Source organism: Pseudomonas sp. H1_D05 (assembly GCF_054682705.1).
The window spans coordinates 5,431,974-5,450,789 of the sequence record NZ_CP162825.1 but is presented as its reverse complement, the minus strand read 5'-3'; the positions used below and the strand labels follow the sequence as shown (position 1 = coordinate 5,450,789).

The following is an 18,816-nucleotide window of genomic DNA, read 5'->3' as shown; positions in this document are numbered from 1 at the left end:
ACTCCTGTGTCACCGCTAATGAGCAAATTCCTGACACCCTGGCCGGGTCGAAGTCATCTGAACCGAGGCAGTGGCCGATCGACAGGCTTTAGCGCCGACAGCGTGTTGCGAATCAGCGGAGCATCCTTCTCGATGTCGTTCAGCCGGTCTCGAATGCGCAGGGCGGTGGGGTGTCCACCTTGGTGATCGACCCAGTCGGCGATCTCTTTGCAAGCGGCGGCGAGGCGCGCTTGTCGAGCGTCGAGCAGGGTGAGGAGGGTGGTGATGGACTCTTTTTCGGACATGGAACACCTCCGTTCTATGAAACCTGAGCTGCAGCAAAAAGCCCGCGTGTTGCGAGCCTTCTGCCGTGGGGCGCTGCTCCTTCAGCTGGTTTCAGTATAGACCCGCTTCTGATCGGCATCAGCCTGAAGACTGGCGGGCCGCTGATGGGGAACTCGCTGCGTTGAGGCGTCTGCATTCACGTCCTGCTTCACCCTCCGTGTCGTAGCCATCGCCGATGAAACCGCCAGTACGTGTGTCGCAGATGCGAAACCAGCTAGTGGCTTTCGCGGGATCATGCTGGCTGTCTTCGGCACGTCGGCCGTAAATAATGATCTTGTTGCAACGCTTCACGACGAAAATGTCTTCCATGGCGTCACCGCAGCTGATTCGTGTCAGATCAACTATAGAAGCCCTCGGCAATCGTGCAAAAAATAGGCAGGTCAGCTCGTCGGTTGCCAGCGCCAGCCTTCGGGGTGCCAGGTCAAACAATGGCTTGGGTTTAACGCCTGTAAAAACGCTTGATCGTGGGAAACCGCGACAATCGCTCCGGGAAATGCCTGCAAGGCGTGTTCGAAAGCGTGCACCGACGCCAGGTCGAGATGATTGGTCGGCTCATCCAGCAGCAGTAATTGTGCGGGGGTCTGGCGCCACAACGCCAGCGCAAGGGCTGCTTTCAAGCGTTCGCCGCCACTGAGTGAGGCGCACGGGCGGTTAACGCGTTGTGCGTCGAGTTGCAGATGAGCGAGAAAGCTGCGCAACTCACCTTCGCTCAAAAGTGTTTGCTGTGCCTGCAACTGATCGACAATCGATGTGTGCTCATCCAGCAGCTTCAGTTGTTGGTCGAGAAAGGCAAAAGGTACGTGCGTGATGCACTCGCCACTTACCGGCGCCCATTCACCTGCCAGCAATTTCAACAGCGTCGATTTGCCACAACCGTTGTGACCGCTGACAGCGATGCGCATCGGCCCTTGAATGGCGAGGTCAAGGCGGGTGGTGGGCGCATCTGCCGGTAACCATGGCAAGCACGCGTCGATCAGCGTGCACACCCGCCGATTGCTCGGCACCACGCTGCCCGGCAGATTGATCAGCACGCCGTCGGCGGGCAGGACGTTTTCGTACGCCTCGCGAACACGCTGATCCAGATCGGCCTTGCGTGCCTGGTGGCCGACTTTTACCTGCCCCATGATGTCCCGCGCAGCGGCTTTCAACGCTGCCCGCTCGAAGCCCGAAACGTTGGCACTTTGTGCGTGGCGACGGCTGCCGGCCGCGTGGCGCTGGATCGTGTCGTGCTCGCGTTGCAGCCGCGTACGTTCGTGCTGACGTTCGATACGGGCCTGATCGAGCTGTGCCTGCGCCGCCTGTTGATGGATCCTGCGTTGCTCGGTGAAATCCGAAAACCTTCCGCTGAAAACTGTTACTCCCAACGCCGTGAGTTCGACAATTCGCTGCATCTGCTCCAGAAGCTGGCGGTCGTGACTGACGATAATCAGGCCGCCACGCCAGCGCTCAAGCAGGCTCATCAGCCATTGCCGACCGGCGCTGTCGAGGTGATTGGTGGGCTCGTCGAGCACCAGCAATGGCGCCTGACTCAGCAGTGCGCCGATCAAAGCGATTCTGGCTTGCTGGCCACCGCTGAGGTGCTCCGTCAGATCCGACCCGGTGAGGTCGGTCAGCCCGGCCCCATCGAGCATCTGGCGCAAGCGCTCGGCCAGATCCCAGCGTTCATCGATGAGGTCGAAGTCGTGCGCAGTGGCACCACCGCATCTTAGTCGCTCCAGGGCGCTGAGCGCCGGGGCCGTCCCCGTTGCATCGGCGACGGTTTGCCCGGGTGTGGCGATGAACGTTTGTGCGACGTAATGCACGCAAACCGAGCGTGCCACGCTGCCGGTGCCGGGTTGTAATTGCCCGGCAATCAAACGTGCAAGCACGCTTTTGCCAACACCATTGCGCCCGACGATCGCAGTCGGTTGATGATCGAAAGTCAGGTTCAGGTCTTCGAACAGTGTTGCGCCATTGGCGAACTGAAAGCCCAGTTGATTCAGGGAAACGAGTGCGGGTGTACGCGAGACGTGAGTCATCGGCACCTCCAAAAAATGTCGTGAAAACTGACAAGCGCCGAGAACGGCGTGTCGCGATTACATTTTTAGAAGGCTGGATTGTTCACTGCTGCGGTCGTCCGAAGGAGGAGAGGTCGCTAGCCTAGATGACGCTCCCTTGCGGATCAAGATGCATCGGTCATCTCGCTCATTCGCTCGAGAAACATCGCCAGTGCCACTTCCTCCGCACGCAGGCCTTTGCGCACGCGCGGGCGAGGCAGTTCAGCGAGGGCGCCGAGCATGAATTTCTCCACCACGGCGGGGTGGATGTAGCATTTTCGGCACACCGCCGGGGTGTTGCCCAACTGCTTGGCGACGCCCTTGACCATCTCCACCACATGCCGCTTGGCCTCGGTCTCGGATTCCCATTGCAACTCGCGCAACACCGCCAGCGCCAAGGCACTGCCGGCCCAGGTGCGGTAATCCTTGGCGGTGAAATCGGCGCCGGTCAGGGTTTGCAGGTAGGCGTTGACGTCGGAAGAACTGACGGTGTGTCGCTCACCGGTTTCATCCAGATACTGAAACAGGTTCTGCCCGGGAATCTCCAGGCAACGCTTGATGATGCGTGCCAGACGCCGGTCCTTGACGGTGATCTGGTGTTCGATGCCGCTTTTGCCGCGAAACTGGAAGAGGATCGCGCTGCCGTTGACTTCGACATGTCGGCTGCGCAGGGTGGTCAGGCCGTAGGAACGGTTGTCGCGGGCGTATTGCGTATTGCCGACCCGGATCAATGTGGCGTCGAGCAGGGTGATCACCGTCGCCATGACCTTGTCACGACTGAAGCCGGGCGCGGCCAATAGCGCCTCCAGTTGCTTGCGCAGTTTCGGCAACGCGAGACCGAACTCACGCAGGCGCGAATACTTGTCGGCATCGCGCACTTCGCGCCAGCGCGCGTGATAGCGATATTGCTTGCGGCCACGGGCATCACGGCCGGTGGCTTGCAGATGACCGCGCGGATCCGGACAGATCCACACATCGGTATAGGCGGGTGGTACGGCAAGGGCATTGATGCGTTTGATTTCATCCGGATCACTGATGCGCTGGCCGGACGGCTCGAAATAGCTGAACTTGCCACGCAGCTTTTTGCGGGTGATACCGGGCTGGGTGTCGTCGACGTAATGCAGGTCGGATGGCAGGTCGGCAGTCAGCACGGTGTCGGGCATGGCAGTTTCCTTTGATGGCGCGGCGGTCTGTAAAACGATTGACCGCACGCCGTTGCCGTGGTGCCGAATGATTTAAGCGAGGACTGCGACCGCTTTGATCTGCGCCCATAAATGCTGGCCCGGATGCACGCCCAACTGGTCCCGGGAATAACGTGTAATACGCGCGAGCAGCGGAGTGCCGCCAGCATCAAGGCGAATCAACACGTGGGCGGCGTTGTCCGCCGATTGTTCGCTGACCACCGTCACCGGCAGTCGATTGAGGATGCTGCTGAATTCGCTGTTCTGCAGGCTCAGGCTGATATCCCGCGCGTGTACTTTGCAGCGCAGGGCCTGACCCGGTTCCATCGGCGCGTGCGTCACACGGATGCTCATCTCGGTGGCCGGCAATTGCAGGCTCAGCAGTTGATATTGCGCATCGTAGGCGCTGACCTGCCCTTCAATGATCACCCCGGCGTCATCGCCCATCGCCATCGGCAGGTCAAGACGTGCGAGGGTTTCGCCAATCGGGCCGCTGGCCAGCGCTTTGCCTTCGCTGAGCAAGACCAGATGATCGGCCAGTCGCGCCACTTCATCCTGGGCATGACTGACGTACAACAGCGCAATGTCCAGTTCGTCGTGCAGACGTTGCAGGTACGGCAGGATTTCACTTTTGCGCTGGCTATCGAGAGCGGCCAGCGGCTCGTCCATCAGCAGCAGTTTCGGGCTGGTCAGCAGGGCGCGGGCGATGCCGACACGCTGGCGTTCGCCTCCCGACAAATGCTGCGGATGACGCTCGAGCAAATGCTCGATGCCCAAGAGTTCGGTGGCCTGCGCCATGTCGACCCGACGCTGGGACTTGGCGATGCGCTTGAGACCGAACTGCAAATTGGCCAGCACCGACAGATGCGGAAACAGGCTGGCTTCCTGAAATACATAGCCGAGCGCGCGTTTGTGTGGCGGGACGAAAATGCCGTTATCGCTGTCCTGCCAGACTTCATCGTTGATCTGGATGAAGCCATGTTCAGCGCGCTCAAGCCCGGCAATGCAACGCAGACAGGTGGTTTTACCCGAGCCGGAATGCCCATAAAGCGCAGTCACGCCACGGCCCGGCAAGTGCAGGTCGACATCGAGGCTGAAGCCCGTATAGACCCGTTTCAAACGCACATCGATCATCGATCAGCTCCAGCCTGTGCGGGTCTTGCGGCTGGAGTACAGCGCCAGCAACACCAGAAACGAAAACACCAGCATCGCCCCGGCCAGCCAGTGAGCCTGCGCGTATTCCATCGCTTCGACGTGGTCATAAATTTGTACGGAAACCACGCGGGTCTTGTCGGGAATGTTGCCGCCGATCATCAGCACCACGCCGAACTCACCGACGGTATGCGCGAAACCGAGTATCGCTGCGGTGATAAAACCGGGGCGCGCCAACGGCACAATCACGCTGAAAAACGTGTCCCACGGATTGGCGCGCAAGGTCGCGGCCACTTCCAGGGGGCGGGTGCCGATCGCTGAGAACGCGTTCTGCAACGGTTGCACCACGAACGGCATGGAATAGATCACCGAACCGATCACCAGCCCGGTGAAGCTGAACGTCAAAGTGCCCAGGCCCAGCCATTGGGTGAACTGCCCGAGAAAGCCGTGCGGGCCCATCATCAGCAACAGATAGAAACCGATCACGGTCGGAGGCAGTACGAGGGGCAGGGCGACGATCGCCCCGATCGGGCCGCGCAGCCATGAACCGGTGCGCGACAGCCACAGGGCGATCGGCGTGCCGACCACCAGCAGGATCGCGGTGGTCAGGGACGCCAGTTTCAGGGTTAACCAGATCGCCGCGAAATCGGCGCTCGTCAGTGACATTTTAGAGCTGGTAACCGTAGGACTTGATCACCGCAGCGGCTTTCGGGCCTTTGAGGTATTCAACCAAGGCTTTGGCGGCGGCGTTGTCTTTGCCTTTGTTCAGAATGACCGCATCCTGTTTGATCGGGTCGTGCATGCTCGCAGGGACGATCCATGCCGAACCGCTGCTGACTTTGCCGTCCTTGTAGATCTGCGACAGGGCGACAAAGCCCAACTCAGCGTTGCCGGTCGAGACAAACTGATAAGCCTGAGTGATGTTCTGGCCTTCAACGATCTTGGCTTTGGTGGCGTCGGTCAATTTCAGTTTTTCCAGTACTTGCGTGGCGGCCAGGCCGTATGGCGCAGCTTTCGGATTGGCGATGGACAGGTGCTGGTATTCGTTCTTTTTCAGCACTTCGCCTTTCGCATCGACATAACCTTCTTTCGCCGACCACAACGCCAGCGTGCCGATCGCGTAGGTGAAACGCGAACCTTTGACGGTCTCGCCTTCTTTTTCGAGTTTTTCCGGGGTGGTGTCGTCAGCGGAGAGGAACACTTCGAACGGCGCGCCGTTCTTGATCTGAGTGTAGAACTGGCCAGTAGCGCCATAGGCTGCGACCAGTTTGTGCCCGGTGTCTTTTTCGAAATCGGCGGCGATGGCCTGGATCGGCGCGGTGAAGTTGGCTGCCACGGCCACCTGCACTTCATCAGCCTGAACTGCGCCTATGGCGAAGACGGCGAGCAAAGAGGCCAGGCAACCAGGGGCAAGACGTGAGGCACGAATGGTCATGTAACAGCTCCGTTATTGACGAGTGCAGCGGGCAGCTATTGTTTGAAGTGGGCTGCGCCGATGCGAGGGGTGAATTCGCTATATAGCGAAATATATAGCGAAATGCCGCCAAACAGGAAGTGTTGGTTAAAATCAGCGCGAGGATGTTTGAATCTTCACGCTGTGCAGCTTCAGCGGCGAGCGAGTTTTGCCAGTGCGCCTTCGGCCAATTGTCGAGTCAGTTCAGCGCTACCGAGGTCTTTGCCCAAGGTGAATGCCTGACCGGCCCAGAGGTTGGCAAACTCTGCTTCGTTGATCGCTCGCAGCGGCATCAGCGCCCCCCCGGCCAAGGGAAATGCTGGTGCCTGGGGCGAAATCGGGCCCAGTTCACGCATGACGCGGTTGAGAATGCCCCGTGCCGGCCGCCCGGTAAAAATATTGGTGATTGCCGTTTCGCTTTCCTTGGCGGTGCGCAGCGCCTTGTGGTGAGCGGCGCTGACTTTTGCTTCCGGCGTGAACAGATAGGCGGTGCCGACCTGTACTGCTGAGGCCCCCAACATAAATGCCGCCGCCATGCCGCGCGCATCAGCAATTGCCCCGGCGGCAATCACCGGTACGCTCACCGCATCGACCACCTGAGGCACCAGGGCAAACGTGCCGACCTGACTGCTCAGATCATCACTGAGAAACATGCCGCGATGGCCGCCGGCCTCGTAGCCCATCGCGATAATCGCGTCGCAGCCGTTCTGTTCCAGCCAGATCGCTTCATCGACCGTCGTGGCCGAAGAGAGAATTTTCGCCCCGGTTGCCTTGACCCGCTCGAGCAAGGATTTCTCTGGCAGACCGAAATGGAAGCTCACCACTTCAGGTCGAAACTCTTCCAGCACTTCACAGGCTGCGGCATCGAACGGCGCGCGGTTGGACACCGGCGTCGGTGCAGCGAAATCGGCGCCCAGTTCACGGTAATACGGTTCCAGCAAATGCTTCCAGTCACGTGCACGTTGCTCATCGGCTGCCGGTGGCTGATGGCAGAAGAAGTTCACGTTGAAGGGCTTGTCGGTGTGCTGGCGGATGGTTTTCAGCTCTTCGCGCAATTGCTCGATGCTCAGCATCGCCGCCGGCATCGAACCCAGGCCACCGGCGTTGCACACGGCGATGACCATGGACGAATTCGTCGCACCGGCCATCGGGCCCTGGATGATCGGCAATTCAATGCCGAGCAGATCAAGAAGACGGGTGTCTGGCCATTGGCTCATGAGGGCGGTTCTCCAAACGGTGTAGCGGGCAGGGGGCAAAACCGGTTTTTAGCAGCAAAACCGGATTCGGGGCCAGTTGGAAATTCAGAACAACCCGTGCAGTTTTTCAGCGTCGATGACATCCGCCGTTCTTTGGCCTCCAGAAGCGTGATGAAAATTGCTGGTACGCCGGTGGTCGCGGCAATGGCGAACTCTTTAAGAATTTCGGCGAAACCACGACCGTAGAAAAAGCATAGATGCGGGCCATGGAAATGCCCGGCGAATTCGCCGATTGGCGCAAAGTCGAATGTGGCAAGGTGTTGCGATGTGCTATTTCAAGGCACGACATTCTGAAAACAGTCCAGCGAGGCAGTCATGTTTAACGCCATTGTGATCGACAAAAACGACAGCGGTTACCGCGCCAACCTGCAACAGGTCAACGAGGAGCAATTGCCTGAAGGCGATGTCACCGTGGCTGTTGCGTACAGCACGCTGAACTTCAAGGATGGCTTGGCGATTACCGGCAGCAGTCCGGTGGTGCGCAAGTTTCCGATGGTGCCGGGGATCGATCTTGCGGGCACCGTGGAAGCCAGTTCACACCCCGACTATAAGGTGGGTGATCAGGTGCTGCTCAATGGCTGGGGTGTTGGCGAGAATCACTGGGGCGGTCTGGCGCAGAAGGCGCGACTCAATGGCGATTGGCTGATTCCATTGCCCAAGGCCTTTACGGCGGCGCAAGCGATGGCTGTCGGTACGGCCGGTTATACGGCGATGCTGTGCATTCTGGCGCTCGAGCGTAATGGCGTGACGCCAGAGCAGGGTGAGGTGCTGGTCACGGGGGCCAACGGCGGTGTCGGCAGTTTTGCCATCGCCCTGCTGAGCAAACTCGGCTACCGCGTCGTCGCGTCCACCGGACGGGTCTCCGAGCATGAATATCTGCAGCAGTTGGGCGCCGGCGAAATCATTGACCGTGCGATGTTGTCAGCGCCCGGCAAGCCACTGGCCAAAGAGCGTTGGGCGGCGGTGATCGATTCGGTTGGCAGTCACACCCTGGCCAATGCCTGCGCGAGCACCCGCTCCGAAGGCACCGTCGCCGCCTGTGGTCTGGCCCAAGGCATGGACTTCCCGGCGTCAGTGGCGCCGTTTATTTTGCGCGGTGTGACCCTCGCCGGCATCAACAGCGTGACCCAGCCCATGGCCCGCCGGCTGCAAGCGTGGGAGCGTCTGGCGAAGGATCTGGATTTCTCGCTGCTGGCATTGATCAGCCACGAAATCGGCCTGAGTGAAGCCATCGAGGCGGCGCCAAAACTGCTCGCCGGGCAACTTCGCGGACGGGTTGTGGTGGACGTCAATCGCTGACAGGTTTTCAGGCTGCGTAGCATCCATTGACCGTTCACGCCGGCGTCTCGCGCTCAAGCAACTGACGCTTGCGCTCGACCCCCCAACGATAACCGGAAAGGTTGCCATCGCTGCGCACCACGCGGTGGCAAGGGATTGCCACCGCCAGGCGGTTGGCCCCGCACGCCTGAGCCACTGCGCGCATGGACGTCGGCGCGCCGATGCGCTGGGCAATCTCGGCATAGCTGGCGGTGCTGCCGAGCGGAATCTCCCGCAACGCTTGCCAGACACGTTCTTGAAACGCCGTCCCCCGTACGTCCAGTGGCAGATCCAGGCCAATGGCCGGCGCTTCGATAAAACCCACGACTTTGGCAATCAACTGTTCAAACCCGCTGTCTGCGCCAATCAGGTTGGCTTTGCGAAACTGATCCTGCAGGTCGCACACCAGTTGATGCGGGTCGTCACCCAGCAAAATCGCGCACACCCCACGCTCGCTTTGCGCCACCAGAATCGCGCCCAGCGAGCATTGGCCTACGGCAAAATGGATGTCGTTGTTTTGACCGGCAGCGCGGTAGTCGCCAGGTTTCATACCCAACAGTTGATTGGCCGATTCGTAGAAACGGCTGTTGGAGTTGAAGCCTGCGTCATATAGAGCATCCGTCACCGAATTGCCGTCCGCGAGACGTTCACGCACTCTGCGCGAACGATGGGCGGCGGCGTAGGCTCTTGGCGTCAGGCCAGTGGCGGCTTTGAACACGCGATGAAAGTGAAACGGGCTCAAACCGGCCGTCTCTGCGAGCTCGTTCAGGGCGGGCGGATTTTCGGCTATCTCGATTTGTCGGCATGCCGTGGCGACGGTCGCGGCATGCTGCGCGGCGACATCACTTTGATCCTTGCTCGCACGTTTGCTCGGCCGATAACCCGCGGCTTCGGCCTGTTGGGCGGTGTCGAAAAACTCGACATTCTGCGGTTTCGGCAAGCGTGCCAGGCTGCTCGGGCGGCAGTAGATGCCCGTGGTTTTTACCGCATAGACAAACTGCCCGTCCGCCTGCGGATCCCGTGCAAGCACGGCGGCCCAGCGTGGATCATGTTCGGTATCAAGCGGGGTCGAAAGCGTTTTCATGATGAGTAATCCGTTGACCTGTTTGATTCAGGTTAACCTGCCTCGCCAGGCACAACACTCCGGGCCTTGCGGTCAAATTTTTCGGGTTTAGCGAGCCAGCCGAAACGTCAGATTGATCCGCTGTTGACCCAAGCGCGGATGCTGACCGTGCTTGATTGGCAACACGCCGTGGTAGCGCAATCGGTCGACGCCGCCCCAGACCACCATGTCACCGTGCAGCAGCGGAATTCGCCGGGTCTTGTCGCTGCGCGCAAAACCGCCGAACAGAAATATGGCAGGCAATCCGAGTGACAGGGAAACGATCGGCGCGGCGTAGTCCTTTTCATCTTTATCCTGATGCAATGACATTTTTGCGCCGGGGACATAGCGATTGATCAGGCAGGAATCTGCATTGAAGCCAGAGAAACCAGCTCGCTCGGCTGCCGAATGCGCCAGAGCAGCGAAGGATTTCGGCATCTGCGGCCAAGGCAGCCCGTTGAGCGGGTCGACACTCGAATAACGATAGCCGCTGCGATCAGTGATCCAGCCCCACTCACCGCAACTGCTGGTGCCGACCGACATGCTGAAACCGCCCGGTGTAACCATGTGGCGCAAGGGGGCCGCTGCGAGAACGGCGTCCAGTGCCGGCAGCAATTGATCGACAATCGGCAGGGCGAAGCCGCGCAATAGCCAGGATTGCTCGCCAACCTGTTCGGCTCGGGCTTGTTGTTCGGGTTCGTGGTCAGCGAACAGGTCGAGAGTTGTTGAGGACATGGCCATCAGGTTGCGTCGTGAAAGATGATGCCTAGGGTATGCCTTTTTCCACTGTGCAGGCGACTGACGCCGTGGCGCATGGTCACCCGGTAGTCGCCGCGCACGCCTTTGACGGGGCGCTGATTCACGGCAAAGATCAGCGCATCACCTTTCGTCAGATCGAGTACGTGCGGGCGAGATTGCATGCGCGGGCGCTGCTCGGTGAGAACGAACTCTCCGCCGCTGAAATCTTGCCCGGGTTCTGACAGAAGAATCGCCACTTGCAGCGGAAAAACCGATTCGCCGTACAGGTCCTGATGCAGGCAGTTGTAGTCCTGCGGGCCGTACTGCAACAGAAGAGGGGTAGGGCGTCGTTGACCGGCGGCATGGCAACGCTGAAGAAACTCGGCGTGGTTCGGAGGGAAACGCTCGGGCAGGTGCATGCGTTCGTACCAGCGATTGGCCAAGGGGACCAAGCGCGGATATAAGGCGCAGCGAAGGCGTTCTACCGGTGTTGGCAGGGGATATCGAAAGTATTTGTACTCGCCGCGACCGAAACCGTGGCGGGCCATGATGACCTGCGATCGAAACGGTTCGGTCTGTGGGTACAGCGCACTCAGGTGATCGCAGGTGTTGGTCAGCAGCAGCGAACGGATGATCGCGTAGCCGTCCTGATCCAGTTGTTGCGCAAGGCTTGCCCAGTCGAGCGAATCCAGACGCGAGGGTGACATCGACATGCTGACTCCTTGACGCTTGGTCGAAGAAAGTCAGTCTAGGCAAGACCTGGCGGCAGAACACTCCGCCGCTTGCGGTCAAATTCCTGTCGATGCTTACAGCGCTTTGCTGACGGCGATCTCGCTGATCACATCATCTTTGCCGTGGATCGCGTCAAGCGCAGCCTTGGCTTCTTCGGCAGTGCCGTTTTCCAGCTGCGCGAACTCGAAGCGGCGTTCACCGTTGAGTTTGTACTTGATGACGTATTTGGTTGTTTGGGCCACGGTCATGCTTTCCTTTCTGGTTGAGCGGTGTGTCTCAGCTGAGTTTGGTGCTGGAGCGACGGATGATCTTGATCGAGTGGGTCAGCGTCGGCTTGCGGGTTACGCTGATCGCACGGCGGTTGACCGTGTCTATGGTGATGTTCCAGAAACCGGTGCTCGGCGCGGTGATACGGGCCGGGAAGGTGTCGAAGGCGCCGCCGTGATAGGTGTGACGGCCGCCGTTCTTGAAGCTGCGGAAATTGGCGTCGTTCATCAGACGGATGTTGCACATTTGCGAGCATTGGATGACGACGATGTCGTCTTCGTTGAGGTGTTCGCGCTGGTGAATGAATTTCATGGGCGCCTCCAGAAGGGCTTTTTCTACAAAATCAAAACGATAGCTTGTAATTGCGCGCAGTTTATCAGCCCGCACGGGTTATTATCTGGCCGTCGGGCGTTGGTTTGACAATTTTGAACAGATATTCGCAATCGGATGCGGGTTAAATGCAGAAGGCCCCGGAGAAAAACGGCATTTGTGCTGTCGGACGGTCTTTAACGGAGGTTTTGTATGAAGTGGGGTGTGGTGTGTCTGCCGTTGATTCTGGCTGTGGGTGGTTGTGCGAGTGTTTCCGAAATCAATGAAACGCTGCCGACCATGAGCGTGATCTCCGGCAAGAAACCCCATGAATATGCCCAGTGTCTGGCCGATAAACTGGCAGACAGCCGCGGCGCGCTGCAAGTGCAGCCGCACAAGGACGGGGTTCGGGTCATCGTACCGGGGAAACTTTCTACGGGTGCAGCCGCGGTGTTTGATATCGAAGATCGCTCCGGTGGCAGCAGCATCAAGTTGCATGAGCGCATGTCGAATGTGCCGGTTCGCCCGCGTGACGTGCAAAAGGCCGCCAATGCGTGTATTTCCGGCTGATAGACTGACAGTCATCAGCACCGATGCCGTCGCAGTCATGCTGTGACGGCATTTTCATTTCTGGAGTCGCGATGAAGCGAGAGCAAGTACGGGAGCGCCACGTAGAGGGCCTGATCTCTGCCACCCATGTTATCCAGAACCCGGCGAATCCGGGTGAGTGGATCGTGTTTTTCAAGAAGAGCGCCGGGCGCAGCTACTTTCTGGTCGACGATAACGACGAAGTCGAATCCTTCAACCGTCTCGACGATCTGATCGAAGTCGTTCGTGGACTCGGTATCAAGTTCGCCGAAATTCATATGTAAGGTCTATTTGCAGACCACGACAACGCTGCGGTTCTTGTAGTTGCCGACATCAACGCCCAGGGTTTTGTCGCTTTCCTTGGGCTGGGGTGTGCCGTCGGTGCCAACGATTCGGTAGCCAGTGCCCGCGCAGGAGGCATCGGCTTTTTCATAGCAGGTCGCCCAGGAATTCGCTTCGCCGGAGCAATCGATCGACAGCCCCTGTTCACCATTGTTCAGGTACGTAGGTTGGGAGGTGGCGCAACCGGCCAGTGCCAATACCGCGATCAGGGGCAGCCATTTTTTCAGATTCATGTTTGTGGTCTTCAGCGAGGAGGGGGACTAGACGCTCTGACAGCGCCGGTGTGAAAAGGTTATAGCGTTTGGCCACTTGTTTGTAAGTAGGCACAAAAAAGCCCTGCGCAAGGGCAGGGCTTGGGGCGTCGCAGTCGATCAGTCCTGATCTTTGCCACGGCGCTTGGCCGATGCCGGAGTGTCGGTGAACACTGCCGCTACATCGGTCGCCATTTGCTCGCTGTCGAAAGGCCCGGCGATGTGTTCGCCATTGGTCGTGGTCAGCGTCCACTTGCCGTCTTTCTTGTCGATCACATACCCGTTGACGATTTTTACCGCAGCCATCTATCTGTCTCGTTCGCTGGTTCAAAGGCGCCATGATACCGGCAAATGCTCGCATTGGGGGGCGATGAGCGTATGGTGATTCAGTTTCTCGGCTGCTTTGAGCTACGCTGATCTGGCTGCGCCAGGATGTCGATTGAACTATCGGCGAGAATATTTCTCTATGTTGGCATCGGTTAGCCAGTGCGGGGCATTGTAAGGTGCACGCCGCCTGATTAGACTGCGCCGAAACTCGTACACACAGCCCTTTTAAGGACTTATATGATCAAGAAATGCTTGTTCCCAGCAGCCGGTTACGGTACTCGCTTCCTGCCAGCGACTAAAGCCATGCCTAAAGAAATGCTGCCGGTGGTAAACAAGCCACTGATCCAGTACGGCGTTGAAGAAGCTCTGGACGCTGGCCTGACGGAAATCTCCATCGTGACCGGTCGTGGCAAGCGTGCTCTGGAAGACCACTTCGACATCAGCTACGAGCTGGAAAACCAGATCAAAGGCACCGACAAAGAGAAATACCTGGTCGGTATCCGCAAACTGCTCGACTCGTGCTCGTTCTCCTACACCCGTCAAACCGAAATGAAAGGTCTGGGTCACGCGATCCTCACCGGTCGCCCACTGATCGGTGACGAACCGTTCGCCGTGGTGCTGGCGGACGACCTGTGCGTCAACCTCGAAGGCGACGGTGTACTGACCCAGATGGTCAAGCTGTACAAGCAGTTCCGTTGCTCGATCATCGCCATCCAGGAAGTCGATCCGCAGGAAACCAGCAAGTACGGCGTTATCGCCGGCGAGATGATCCGCGACGACATCTACCGCGTTCACAGCATGGTCGAGAAGCCAAAGCCGGAAGATGCGCCGTCGAATCTGGCAATCATCGGTCGTTACATCCTGACTCCGGACATCTTCGACCTGATCGAACAAACCGAGCCAGGCAAGGGCGGCGAAATCCAGATCACCGACGCCCTGATGAAACAAGCCCAGAACGGCTGCGTCATGGCTTACAAGTTCAAAGGCAAGCGTTTCGACTGCGGTGGTGCTGAAGGCTACATCGAAGCAACCAACTTCTGCTTCGAGAACTTCTACAAGACTGGCAAGGCTTATTAAGAGCGCTTGAATTGTCTGTAAGAAAAACCCGCTTCGGCGGGTTTTTTTATTTTGCGCCCCCATATGATTGGCAGCGCTTGCCCAATGGGTGGCTGCAGGTATGCTGATCCCCTGCCGAGGAGATAGAAATGGCCTACGATTTTGACCTTTATGTGATTGGTGCCGGTTCCGGCGGTGTGCGTGCTGCGCGTTTTGCGGCCGGTTTCGGTGCGAAAGTGGCGGTGGCGGAGAGCCGTTATCTGGGCGGGACCTGCGTTAACGTCGGCTGTGTGCCGAAAAAGTTGCTGGTGTACGGCGCGCATTTCGCCGAAGACTTTGAGCAGGCGTCCGGTTTTGGCTGGAGCCTGGGTGAGGCAAATTTCGATTGGGCGACGCTGATTGCCAACAAGGATCGCGAGATCAATCGCCTCAACGGCATTTATCGCAATCTGCTGGTCAACAGCGGCGTGACCTTGCATGAGGCGCACGCGAAGATTGTCGGCCCGCATGAGGTTGAGGTGAATGGTGAGCGCTTTACCGCGAAGAATATTCTGATTGCTACCGGTGGCTGGCCGCAGATTCCGGAGATTCCGGGGCGCGAACACGCCATCGGTTCCAATGAGGCGTTCTTCCTCAAGGAGCTGCCAAAGCGTGTGCTGGTGGTTGGCGGCGGTTACATTGCGGTCGAATTTGCCGGGATCTTCCACGGCCTTGGCGCGAACACCACGCTGCTGTATCGCGGCGATCTGTTCCTGCGCGGCTTCGATGGTTCGGTGCGCAAGCATTTGCAGGAAGAGTTGACCAAGCGTGGCCTGGATCTGCAGTTCAATGCCGACATCGCGCGTATCGACAAGCAGGCCGATGGCAGCTTGAAAGCCACCCTTAAAGATGGTCGTGAGCTGGAAGCGGATTGCGTGTTCTACGCCACGGGTCGGCGTCCGATGCTCGACAATCTGGGGCTGGAAAACACCGATGTGCAGCTCACCGACAAAGGCTTCATCAAGGTTGACGAGCAATATCAGACCAGCGAGCCGTCCATTCTCGCCCTGGGTGATGTCATCGGTCGCGTGCAGCTGACGCCTGTGGCTCTGGCAGAAGGCATGGCCGTAGCGCGGCGTCTGTTCAAGCCTGAGCAATACCGCCCAGTGGATTACAAGATGATCCCGACTGCAGTGTTCAGCCTGCCGAACATCGGTACAGTTGGTTTGACCGAAGAAGATGCACGCGAGGCTGGCCACGACGTGGTGATTTTCGAGAGCCGCTTCCGCCCGATGAAGCTGACCTTGACCGAGTGTCAGGAAAAGACGCTGATGAAGCTGGTAGTCGACGGCAAGACCGACAAAGTCCTCGGCTGCCACATGGTCGGCCCTGACGCTGGTGAGATCGTCCAGGGCCTGGCGATTGCGTTGAAAGCTGGCGCAACCAAGCGCGACTTCGACGACACGATCGGGGTACACCCGACGGCCGCCGAAGAATTCGTCACCATGCGTACGCCGGTCGGCGCTTAAGCGTCTTTCGGCTTGGCTGAGTCTGGCGCTGCCGCAACGGTAGCCGCCAGACGCTGGCTTTCTTCCAGGCTTGCCTGAGCCTTGTTCAATTCCTTTTTCAGTGACTGGTTGAGCAGCGTCTGCTCCTCGACGCTCTGCTTGAGTGTCTGGCTTTCCAGGGTGGCCACGCGCAGGCGTTCCTGGAGAAGGGTGCGTTCGCTGTCGACGCGGGTCGCTTGCTCGAGCAGTTGATCCTGACGCTGATTGCTCTGCTTGAGCTGATCCTGCAGCAGACTCAGTTCGCGCTGCGTGCCACGGTTTTCCGTGAGCAGGCGTTCGTTGTCGCGGTGCAGTTGCGTGATCTCGTCCTGGCGGACCAATGCACTTTGCTGCGCCTGACGCAATTCGGCCTGAATCTGCTGCACCTGCGCTTCGTGGCGGCTCTGTTCCTGCTCGCGCTGCTCTTTGCTGGCGTTGCGGTAGTGCTCCAGCGCGTCACGGGCATGCAGGTGTTTTTCTTCCAGTGAGCGGATCTGCTCGTCCTTGTCCTGCAAGCGCAACTCAAAGTCGGCCAATGCCTGATTCAGCCCGGCATTGCGGGTCTGCTCGGTCTGCAGCATCGAGCGTGTGTTGTTCAACGCTTCGGATTCACGCGCCAGTGCAGCGCCTTGAATGTCGTGCTCGTGTTCGAGCTTTTCCAGTGCCTGACGCGTCTGTTGCAGCTCCGACTCCAGTGCTTCGCGCTGCTCCTCGAACTGCTCGCGGGCTTGCTCGATGGGCTCTTGCGCTTGTTCTTTGAGGCGTTGGGCGAGCCTCGAGACGAGGGCGGTCAACTCGTCATCGATAGGCTCAGCCGAGGCTTCAACGGGCTGGGCGCCGTCATCCAGTTCTTTCAAATAGCGATGGATCGTGGTTTTCGAGCCGGTGTTGCCCATTTCAATGCGTACTGCATCGATGCTCGGGTGTTCGCCACGGGCGAGGATCGCTGTGCGCGCGATCTGCACCAGTGCTTTGGTTATGCCGCCACGGGCCATGTGAACTCCTACGTTTACGTACTGTGGTACATGCCACTAAAGTACGCAGTGTACCATCTCAAAAATAAAGATAAACCTTTGATATTGAAGACGCGGGATATACTGGTATTACCCAGTGTCAGGCGGCAAAATGCGCCTTTGCATTCCTGCATCAGTACGCCAGCGAGAAAACAGCCCATGAGCGATCTGGATCGCTATCTGCAAGCCGCCACCCGTGACAACACGCGCCGTAGCTATCGTGCGGCCATCGAGCATTTCGAAGTTAAGTGGGGCGGGTTCTTGCCGGCGACGGCCGACAGCGTCGCGCGGTATCTGGTAGCGCACGCCGAAGAGTTGTCGATAAACACGCTGAAGCTGCGTCTGTCGGCGCTGGCGCAGTGGCACAACAGCCAAGGGTTTGCCGATCCGACCAAGGCGCCGGTGGTGCGCAAGGTATTCAAAGGGATTCGGGCTTTGCATCCAGCGCAGGAGAAACAGGCTGAGCCGTTGCAGTTGCAGGATTTGCAGCGCGTCATCGACTGGCTGGAGCATGAGGCGCAAACCGCAAAAGAGCAGCAGGATCGTCCGCTACTGCTCAAGGCTTATCGTGATCGCGCCTTGATTCTGCTGGGTTTCTGGCGCGGCTTCCGCAGCGATGAGCTGTGCCGCCTGCAAATCGAACATGTGCAAGCGCATGCCGGCAAAGGCATCACCTTGTATTTGCCGCGCAGCAAAGGCGATCGGGAAAACCTCGGGCAGACCTATCAAGCGCCGGCGCTGCTCAAGCTGTGCCCGGTGCAGGCCTACATCGACTGGATCACCGAAGCGGCGCTGGTACGCGGCCCGGTTTTCCGCAGCATCGACCGCTGGGGCAATCTGAACGAGGAGGGCCTGCACGCCAACAGCATCATTCCTTTGCTGCGCCAGGCGTTGCAGCGTGCCGGGATTGCCGCCGAAAACTACACCAGCCATTCCCTGCGTCGCGGCTTTGCCACTTGGGCACACCAAAGTGGCTGGGATCTGAAATCGTTGATGAGTTACGTCGGCTGGAAGGATATGAAGTCGGCGATGCGCTATGTTGAAGTCAGCCCATTCCAAGGGATGGCTCGGATTACGGATAACCCGGCTTCGTCGTAGATATCGTTTTCTTCTATTAATACAGTCGGCTAATAGCGAAAACAAATCAGCAGCATCAGGTTTGCCAATGAGCCATCCGTCGAGTGAGTGGGTAGGATTCACCCATCGAATTCACAACCCTGACGGAGAGTCATCAATGCCTATCATCAACAGCCAAGTTAAACCGTTCAAAGCTACCGCGTTCAAAAACGGCGACTTCGTTCAAGTCTCGGACGCTGACCTGAAAGGCAAGTGGTCGGTTGTATTCTTCTACCCAGCCGACTTCACCTTCGTTTGCCCAACCGAGCTGGAAGACCTGGCTGACAACTACGCTGCCTTCCAGAAACTGGGCGTAGAGATCTACAGCGTTTCCACCGACACCCACTTTGCCCACGCTGCCTGGCACAACACTTCGCCAGCCATTGGCAAAATCGAATACACCATGATCGGCGACCCGACCCACGCCATCTCCCGCAACTTCGACGTGCTGATCGAAGAAGCTGGTCTGGCTGACCGTGGCACCTTCGTGATCAACCCAGAAGGCCAGATCAAAATCGTTGAACTGAACGATGGCGGCGTTGGCCGTGACGCTTCCGAGCTGCTGCGCAAGATCAAGGCTGCTCAGTACGTTGCTGCTCACCCAGGTGAAGTTTGCCCAGCCAAGTGGAAAGAAGGCGAGGCCACTCTGGCACCGTCCCTGGACCTGGTCGGCAAGATCTAAGTCTGTGACACGCAATGCAGGGCGGTACGCCGCACCTTCTTAAGTACG

Annotated in this window: 23 protein-coding genes; 7 read left to right on the top strand and 16 right to left on the bottom strand. The window is 58.7% G+C overall.

Going from position 1 to position 18,816, the window contains the following annotated elements; all coding sequences use genetic code 11:
* Positions 1–53: 53 nt before the first annotated feature.
* The 8 genes from AB4O11_RS24565 to AB4O11_RS24530 form a co-directional block, all read right to left on the bottom strand.
* The gene (locus AB4O11_RS24565; protein WP_008082703.1) at positions 54–284 is read right to left on the bottom strand and encodes a hypothetical protein; all 231 of its coding nucleotides are present in this window, start codon (positions 282–284) and stop codon (positions 54–56) included.
* Positions 285–402: 118 nt separating this feature from the next.
* Positions 403–633 (bottom strand): hypothetical protein, encoded by a 231-nt coding sequence (locus AB4O11_RS24560; RefSeq protein WP_099759293.1) that lies wholly within the window; start codon positions 631–633, stop codon positions 403–405.
* Positions 634–704: 71 nt separating this feature from the next.
* Entirely contained in the window at positions 705–2,342 is a 1,638-nt protein-coding gene (locus AB4O11_RS24555) for an ABC-F family ATP-binding cassette domain-containing protein (protein ID WP_460129005.1), read from the bottom strand.
* Positions 2,343–2,485: 143 nt separating this feature from the next.
* Positions 2,486–3,523 carry a DNA topoisomerase IB gene (locus AB4O11_RS24550; protein WP_257355279.1) on the bottom strand — a complete coding sequence of 346 codons (1,038 nt, stop codon included), beginning with the start codon at positions 3,521–3,523 and terminating at the stop codon, positions 2,486–2,488.
* A gap of 72 nt (positions 3,524–3,595) precedes the next feature.
* Positions 3,596–4,675 carry a molybdenum ABC transporter ATP-binding protein gene (gene modC / locus AB4O11_RS24545; protein ID WP_093431049.1) on the bottom strand — a complete coding sequence of 360 codons (1,080 nt, stop codon included), beginning with the start codon at positions 4,673–4,675 and terminating at the stop codon, positions 3,596–3,598.
* A gap of 3 nt (positions 4,676–4,678) precedes the next feature.
* The gene (gene modB / locus AB4O11_RS24540; RefSeq protein ID WP_460129002.1) at positions 4,679–5,359 is read right to left on the bottom strand and encodes a molybdate ABC transporter permease subunit; all 681 of its coding nucleotides are present in this window, start codon (positions 5,357–5,359) and stop codon (positions 4,679–4,681) included.
* Between the two features lies 1 nt (position 5,360).
* On the bottom strand, positions 5,361–6,128 hold the full coding sequence (gene modA, locus AB4O11_RS24535; protein WP_194933046.1) for a molybdate ABC transporter substrate-binding protein: 768 nt from the start codon (positions 6,126–6,128) through the stop codon (positions 5,361–5,363).
* Positions 6,129–6,298: 170 nt separating this feature from the next.
* A complete protein-coding gene (locus AB4O11_RS24530; RefSeq protein ID WP_460129000.1) occupies positions 6,299–7,363 on the bottom strand; it encodes an NAD(P)H-dependent flavin oxidoreductase in 1,065 nt (354 codons plus the stop codon).
* A 354-nt stretch (positions 7,364–7,717) separates the two neighbouring features.
* Between AB4O11_RS24530 and acuI the strand changes: the two genes are divergently transcribed.
* Entirely contained in the window at positions 7,718–8,701 is a 984-nt protein-coding gene (gene acuI / locus AB4O11_RS24525; RefSeq protein ID WP_460128998.1) for an acrylyl-CoA reductase (NADPH), read from the top strand.
* Positions 8,702–8,735: 34 nt separating this feature from the next.
* Here the strand turns inward: acuI and ada are convergent, their stop codons facing one another.
* The 5 genes from ada to AB4O11_RS24500 all read right to left on the bottom strand — a co-directional run bounded on the left by ada (position 8,736) and on the right by AB4O11_RS24500 (position 11,870).
* Entirely contained in the window at positions 8,736–9,803 is a 1,068-nt protein-coding gene (ada, locus tag AB4O11_RS24520) for a bifunctional DNA-binding transcriptional regulator/O6-methylguanine-DNA methyltransferase Ada (RefSeq protein WP_460128997.1), read from the bottom strand.
* Positions 9,804–9,890: 87 nt separating this feature from the next.
* The gene (gene alkB / locus AB4O11_RS24515; RefSeq protein WP_460091071.1) at positions 9,891–10,556 is read right to left on the bottom strand and encodes a DNA oxidative demethylase AlkB; all 666 of its coding nucleotides are present in this window, start codon (positions 10,554–10,556) and stop codon (positions 9,891–9,893) included.
* A gap of 5 nt (positions 10,557–10,561) precedes the next feature.
* Entirely contained in the window at positions 10,562–11,272 is a 711-nt protein-coding gene (locus tag AB4O11_RS24510) for a 2OG-Fe(II) oxygenase (RefSeq protein WP_093431067.1), read from the bottom strand.
* Positions 11,273–11,365: 93 nt separating this feature from the next.
* Entirely contained in the window at positions 11,366–11,533 is a 168-nt protein-coding gene (locus tag AB4O11_RS24505; RefSeq protein WP_177413103.1) for a hypothetical protein, read from the bottom strand.
* Positions 11,534–11,567: 34 nt separating this feature from the next.
* Positions 11,568–11,870: a DUF1883 domain-containing protein gene (locus AB4O11_RS24500; RefSeq protein ID WP_007912251.1), complete on the bottom strand. Its 303-nt coding sequence runs from the start codon at positions 11,868–11,870 to the stop codon at positions 11,568–11,570.
* 210 nt (positions 11,871–12,080) lie between these two features.
* Here AB4O11_RS24500 and AB4O11_RS24495 point away from each other — a divergent pair, with 210 nt between their 5' ends.
* Positions 12,081–12,437, top strand: coding sequence for a hypothetical protein (locus tag AB4O11_RS24495; RefSeq protein ID WP_093431070.1), 357 nt, complete (start codon positions 12,081–12,083; stop codon positions 12,435–12,437).
* A gap of 71 nt (positions 12,438–12,508) precedes the next feature.
* On the top strand, positions 12,509–12,739 hold the full coding sequence (locus AB4O11_RS24490; protein WP_008082673.1) for a hypothetical protein: 231 nt from the start codon (positions 12,509–12,511) through the stop codon (positions 12,737–12,739).
* A 3-nt stretch (positions 12,740–12,742) separates the two neighbouring features.
* Here the strand turns inward: AB4O11_RS24490 and AB4O11_RS24485 are convergent, their stop codons facing one another.
* Positions 12,743–13,030, bottom strand: coding sequence for a hypothetical protein (locus AB4O11_RS24485; RefSeq protein WP_093431076.1), 288 nt, complete (start codon positions 13,028–13,030; stop codon positions 12,743–12,745).
* A 138-nt stretch (positions 13,031–13,168) separates the two neighbouring features.
* Positions 13,169–13,354, bottom strand: a complete 186-nt coding sequence (locus AB4O11_RS24480) for a hypothetical protein (RefSeq protein WP_090283267.1) — start codon at positions 13,352–13,354, stop codon at positions 13,169–13,171.
* A gap of 258 nt (positions 13,355–13,612) precedes the next feature.
* Here AB4O11_RS24480 and galU point away from each other — a divergent pair, with 258 nt between their 5' ends.
* Together galU and gorA are read left to right on the top strand one after the other, a co-directional pair.
* Entirely contained in the window at positions 13,613–14,452 is an 840-nt protein-coding gene (galU, locus tag AB4O11_RS24475) for a UTP--glucose-1-phosphate uridylyltransferase GalU (protein ID WP_093431079.1), read from the top strand.
* A gap of 128 nt (positions 14,453–14,580) precedes the next feature.
* Positions 14,581–15,939, top strand: a complete 1,359-nt coding sequence (gene gorA, locus AB4O11_RS24470) for a glutathione-disulfide reductase (RefSeq protein WP_093431081.1) — start codon at positions 14,581–14,583, stop codon at positions 15,937–15,939.
* Here gorA and AB4O11_RS24465 read toward each other — a convergent pair.
* Positions 15,936–16,952 carry a DNA-binding protein gene (locus AB4O11_RS24465; RefSeq protein WP_460091068.1) on the bottom strand — a complete coding sequence of 339 codons (1,017 nt, stop codon included), beginning with the start codon at positions 16,950–16,952 and terminating at the stop codon, positions 15,936–15,938. The genes gorA and AB4O11_RS24465 overlap by 4 nt on opposite strands.
* 177 nt (positions 16,953–17,129) lie before the next feature.
* Between AB4O11_RS24465 and AB4O11_RS24460 the strand changes: the two genes are divergently transcribed.
* Together AB4O11_RS24460 and ahpC are read left to right on the top strand one after the other, a co-directional pair.
* Entirely contained in the window at positions 17,130–18,068 is a 939-nt protein-coding gene (locus AB4O11_RS24460) for a site-specific integrase (RefSeq protein WP_093431088.1), read from the top strand.
* A gap of 136 nt (positions 18,069–18,204) precedes the next feature.
* The gene (gene ahpC / locus AB4O11_RS24455; protein WP_034154256.1) at positions 18,205–18,768 is read left to right on the top strand and encodes an alkyl hydroperoxide reductase subunit C; all 564 of its coding nucleotides are present in this window, start codon (positions 18,205–18,207) and stop codon (positions 18,766–18,768) included.
* Positions 18,769–18,816 lie beyond the last annotated feature (48 nt).

Bases quoted from the DNA above. Each gene is read 5' to 3' on its own strand.
- AB4O11_RS24485 (WP_093431076.1), bottom strand. From the start codon at position 13,030: ATGAATCTGAAAAAATGGCTGCCCCTGATCGCGGTATTGGCACTGGCC.
- AB4O11_RS24495 (WP_093431070.1), top strand. From the start codon at position 12,081: ATGAAGTGGGGTGTGGTGTGTCTGCCGTTGATTCTGGCTGTGGGTGGT.
- AB4O11_RS24555 (WP_460129005.1), bottom strand. From the start codon at position 2,342: ATGACTCACGTCTCGCGTACACCCGCACTCGTTTCCCTGAATCAACTG.
- modB (WP_460129002.1), bottom strand. From the start codon at position 5,359: ATGTCACTGACGAGCGCCGATTTCGCGGCGATCTGGTTAACCCTGAAA.
- alkB (WP_460091071.1), bottom strand. From the start codon at position 10,556: ATGTCCTCAACAACTCTCGACCTGTTCGCTGACCACGAACCCGAACAA.
- AB4O11_RS24490 (WP_008082673.1), top strand. From the start codon at position 12,509: ATGAAGCGAGAGCAAGTACGGGAGCGCCACGTAGAGGGCCTGATCTCT.
- AB4O11_RS24480 (WP_090283267.1), bottom strand. From the start codon at position 13,354: ATGGCTGCGGTAAAAATCGTCAACGGGTATGTGATCGACAAGAAAGAC.
- AB4O11_RS24460 (WP_093431088.1), top strand. From the start codon at position 17,130: ATGAGCGATCTGGATCGCTATCTGCAAGCCGCCACCCGTGACAACACG.
- AB4O11_RS24565 (WP_008082703.1), bottom strand. From the start codon at position 284: ATGTCCGAAAAAGAGTCCATCACCACCCTCCTCACCCTGCTCGACGCT.
- galU (WP_093431079.1), top strand. From the start codon at position 13,613: ATGATCAAGAAATGCTTGTTCCCAGCAGCCGGTTACGGTACTCGCTTC.
- AB4O11_RS24510 (WP_093431067.1), bottom strand. From the start codon at position 11,272: ATGTCGATGTCACCCTCGCGTCTGGATTCGCTCGACTGGGCAAGCCTT.
- modC (WP_093431049.1), bottom strand. From the start codon at position 4,675: ATGATCGATGTGCGTTTGAAACGGGTCTATACGGGCTTCAGCCTCGAT.
- AB4O11_RS24530 (WP_460129000.1), bottom strand. From the start codon at position 7,363: ATGAGCCAATGGCCAGACACCCGTCTTCTTGATCTGCTCGGCATTGAA.
- modA (WP_194933046.1), bottom strand. From the start codon at position 6,128: ATGACCATTCGTGCCTCACGTCTTGCCCCTGGTTGCCTGGCCTCTTTG.
- AB4O11_RS24560 (WP_099759293.1), bottom strand. From the start codon at position 633: ATGGAAGACATTTTCGTCGTGAAGCGTTGCAACAAGATCATTATTTAC.
- ada (WP_460128997.1), bottom strand. From the start codon at position 9,803: ATGAAAACGCTTTCGACCCCGCTTGATACCGAACATGATCCACGCTGG.
- AB4O11_RS24500 (WP_007912251.1), bottom strand. From the start codon at position 11,870: ATGAAATTCATTCACCAGCGCGAACACCTCAACGAAGACGACATCGTC.
- AB4O11_RS24550 (WP_257355279.1), bottom strand. From the start codon at position 3,523: ATGCCCGACACCGTGCTGACTGCCGACCTGCCATCCGACCTGCATTAC.
- ahpC (WP_034154256.1), top strand. From the start codon at position 18,205: ATGCCTATCATCAACAGCCAAGTTAAACCGTTCAAAGCTACCGCGTTC.
- AB4O11_RS24465 (WP_460091068.1), bottom strand. From the start codon at position 16,952: ATGGCCCGTGGCGGCATAACCAAAGCACTGGTGCAGATCGCGCGCACA.
- acuI (WP_460128998.1), top strand. From the start codon at position 7,718: ATGTTTAACGCCATTGTGATCGACAAAAACGACAGCGGTTACCGCGCC.
- gorA (WP_093431081.1), top strand. From the start codon at position 14,581: ATGGCCTACGATTTTGACCTTTATGTGATTGGTGCCGGTTCCGGCGGT.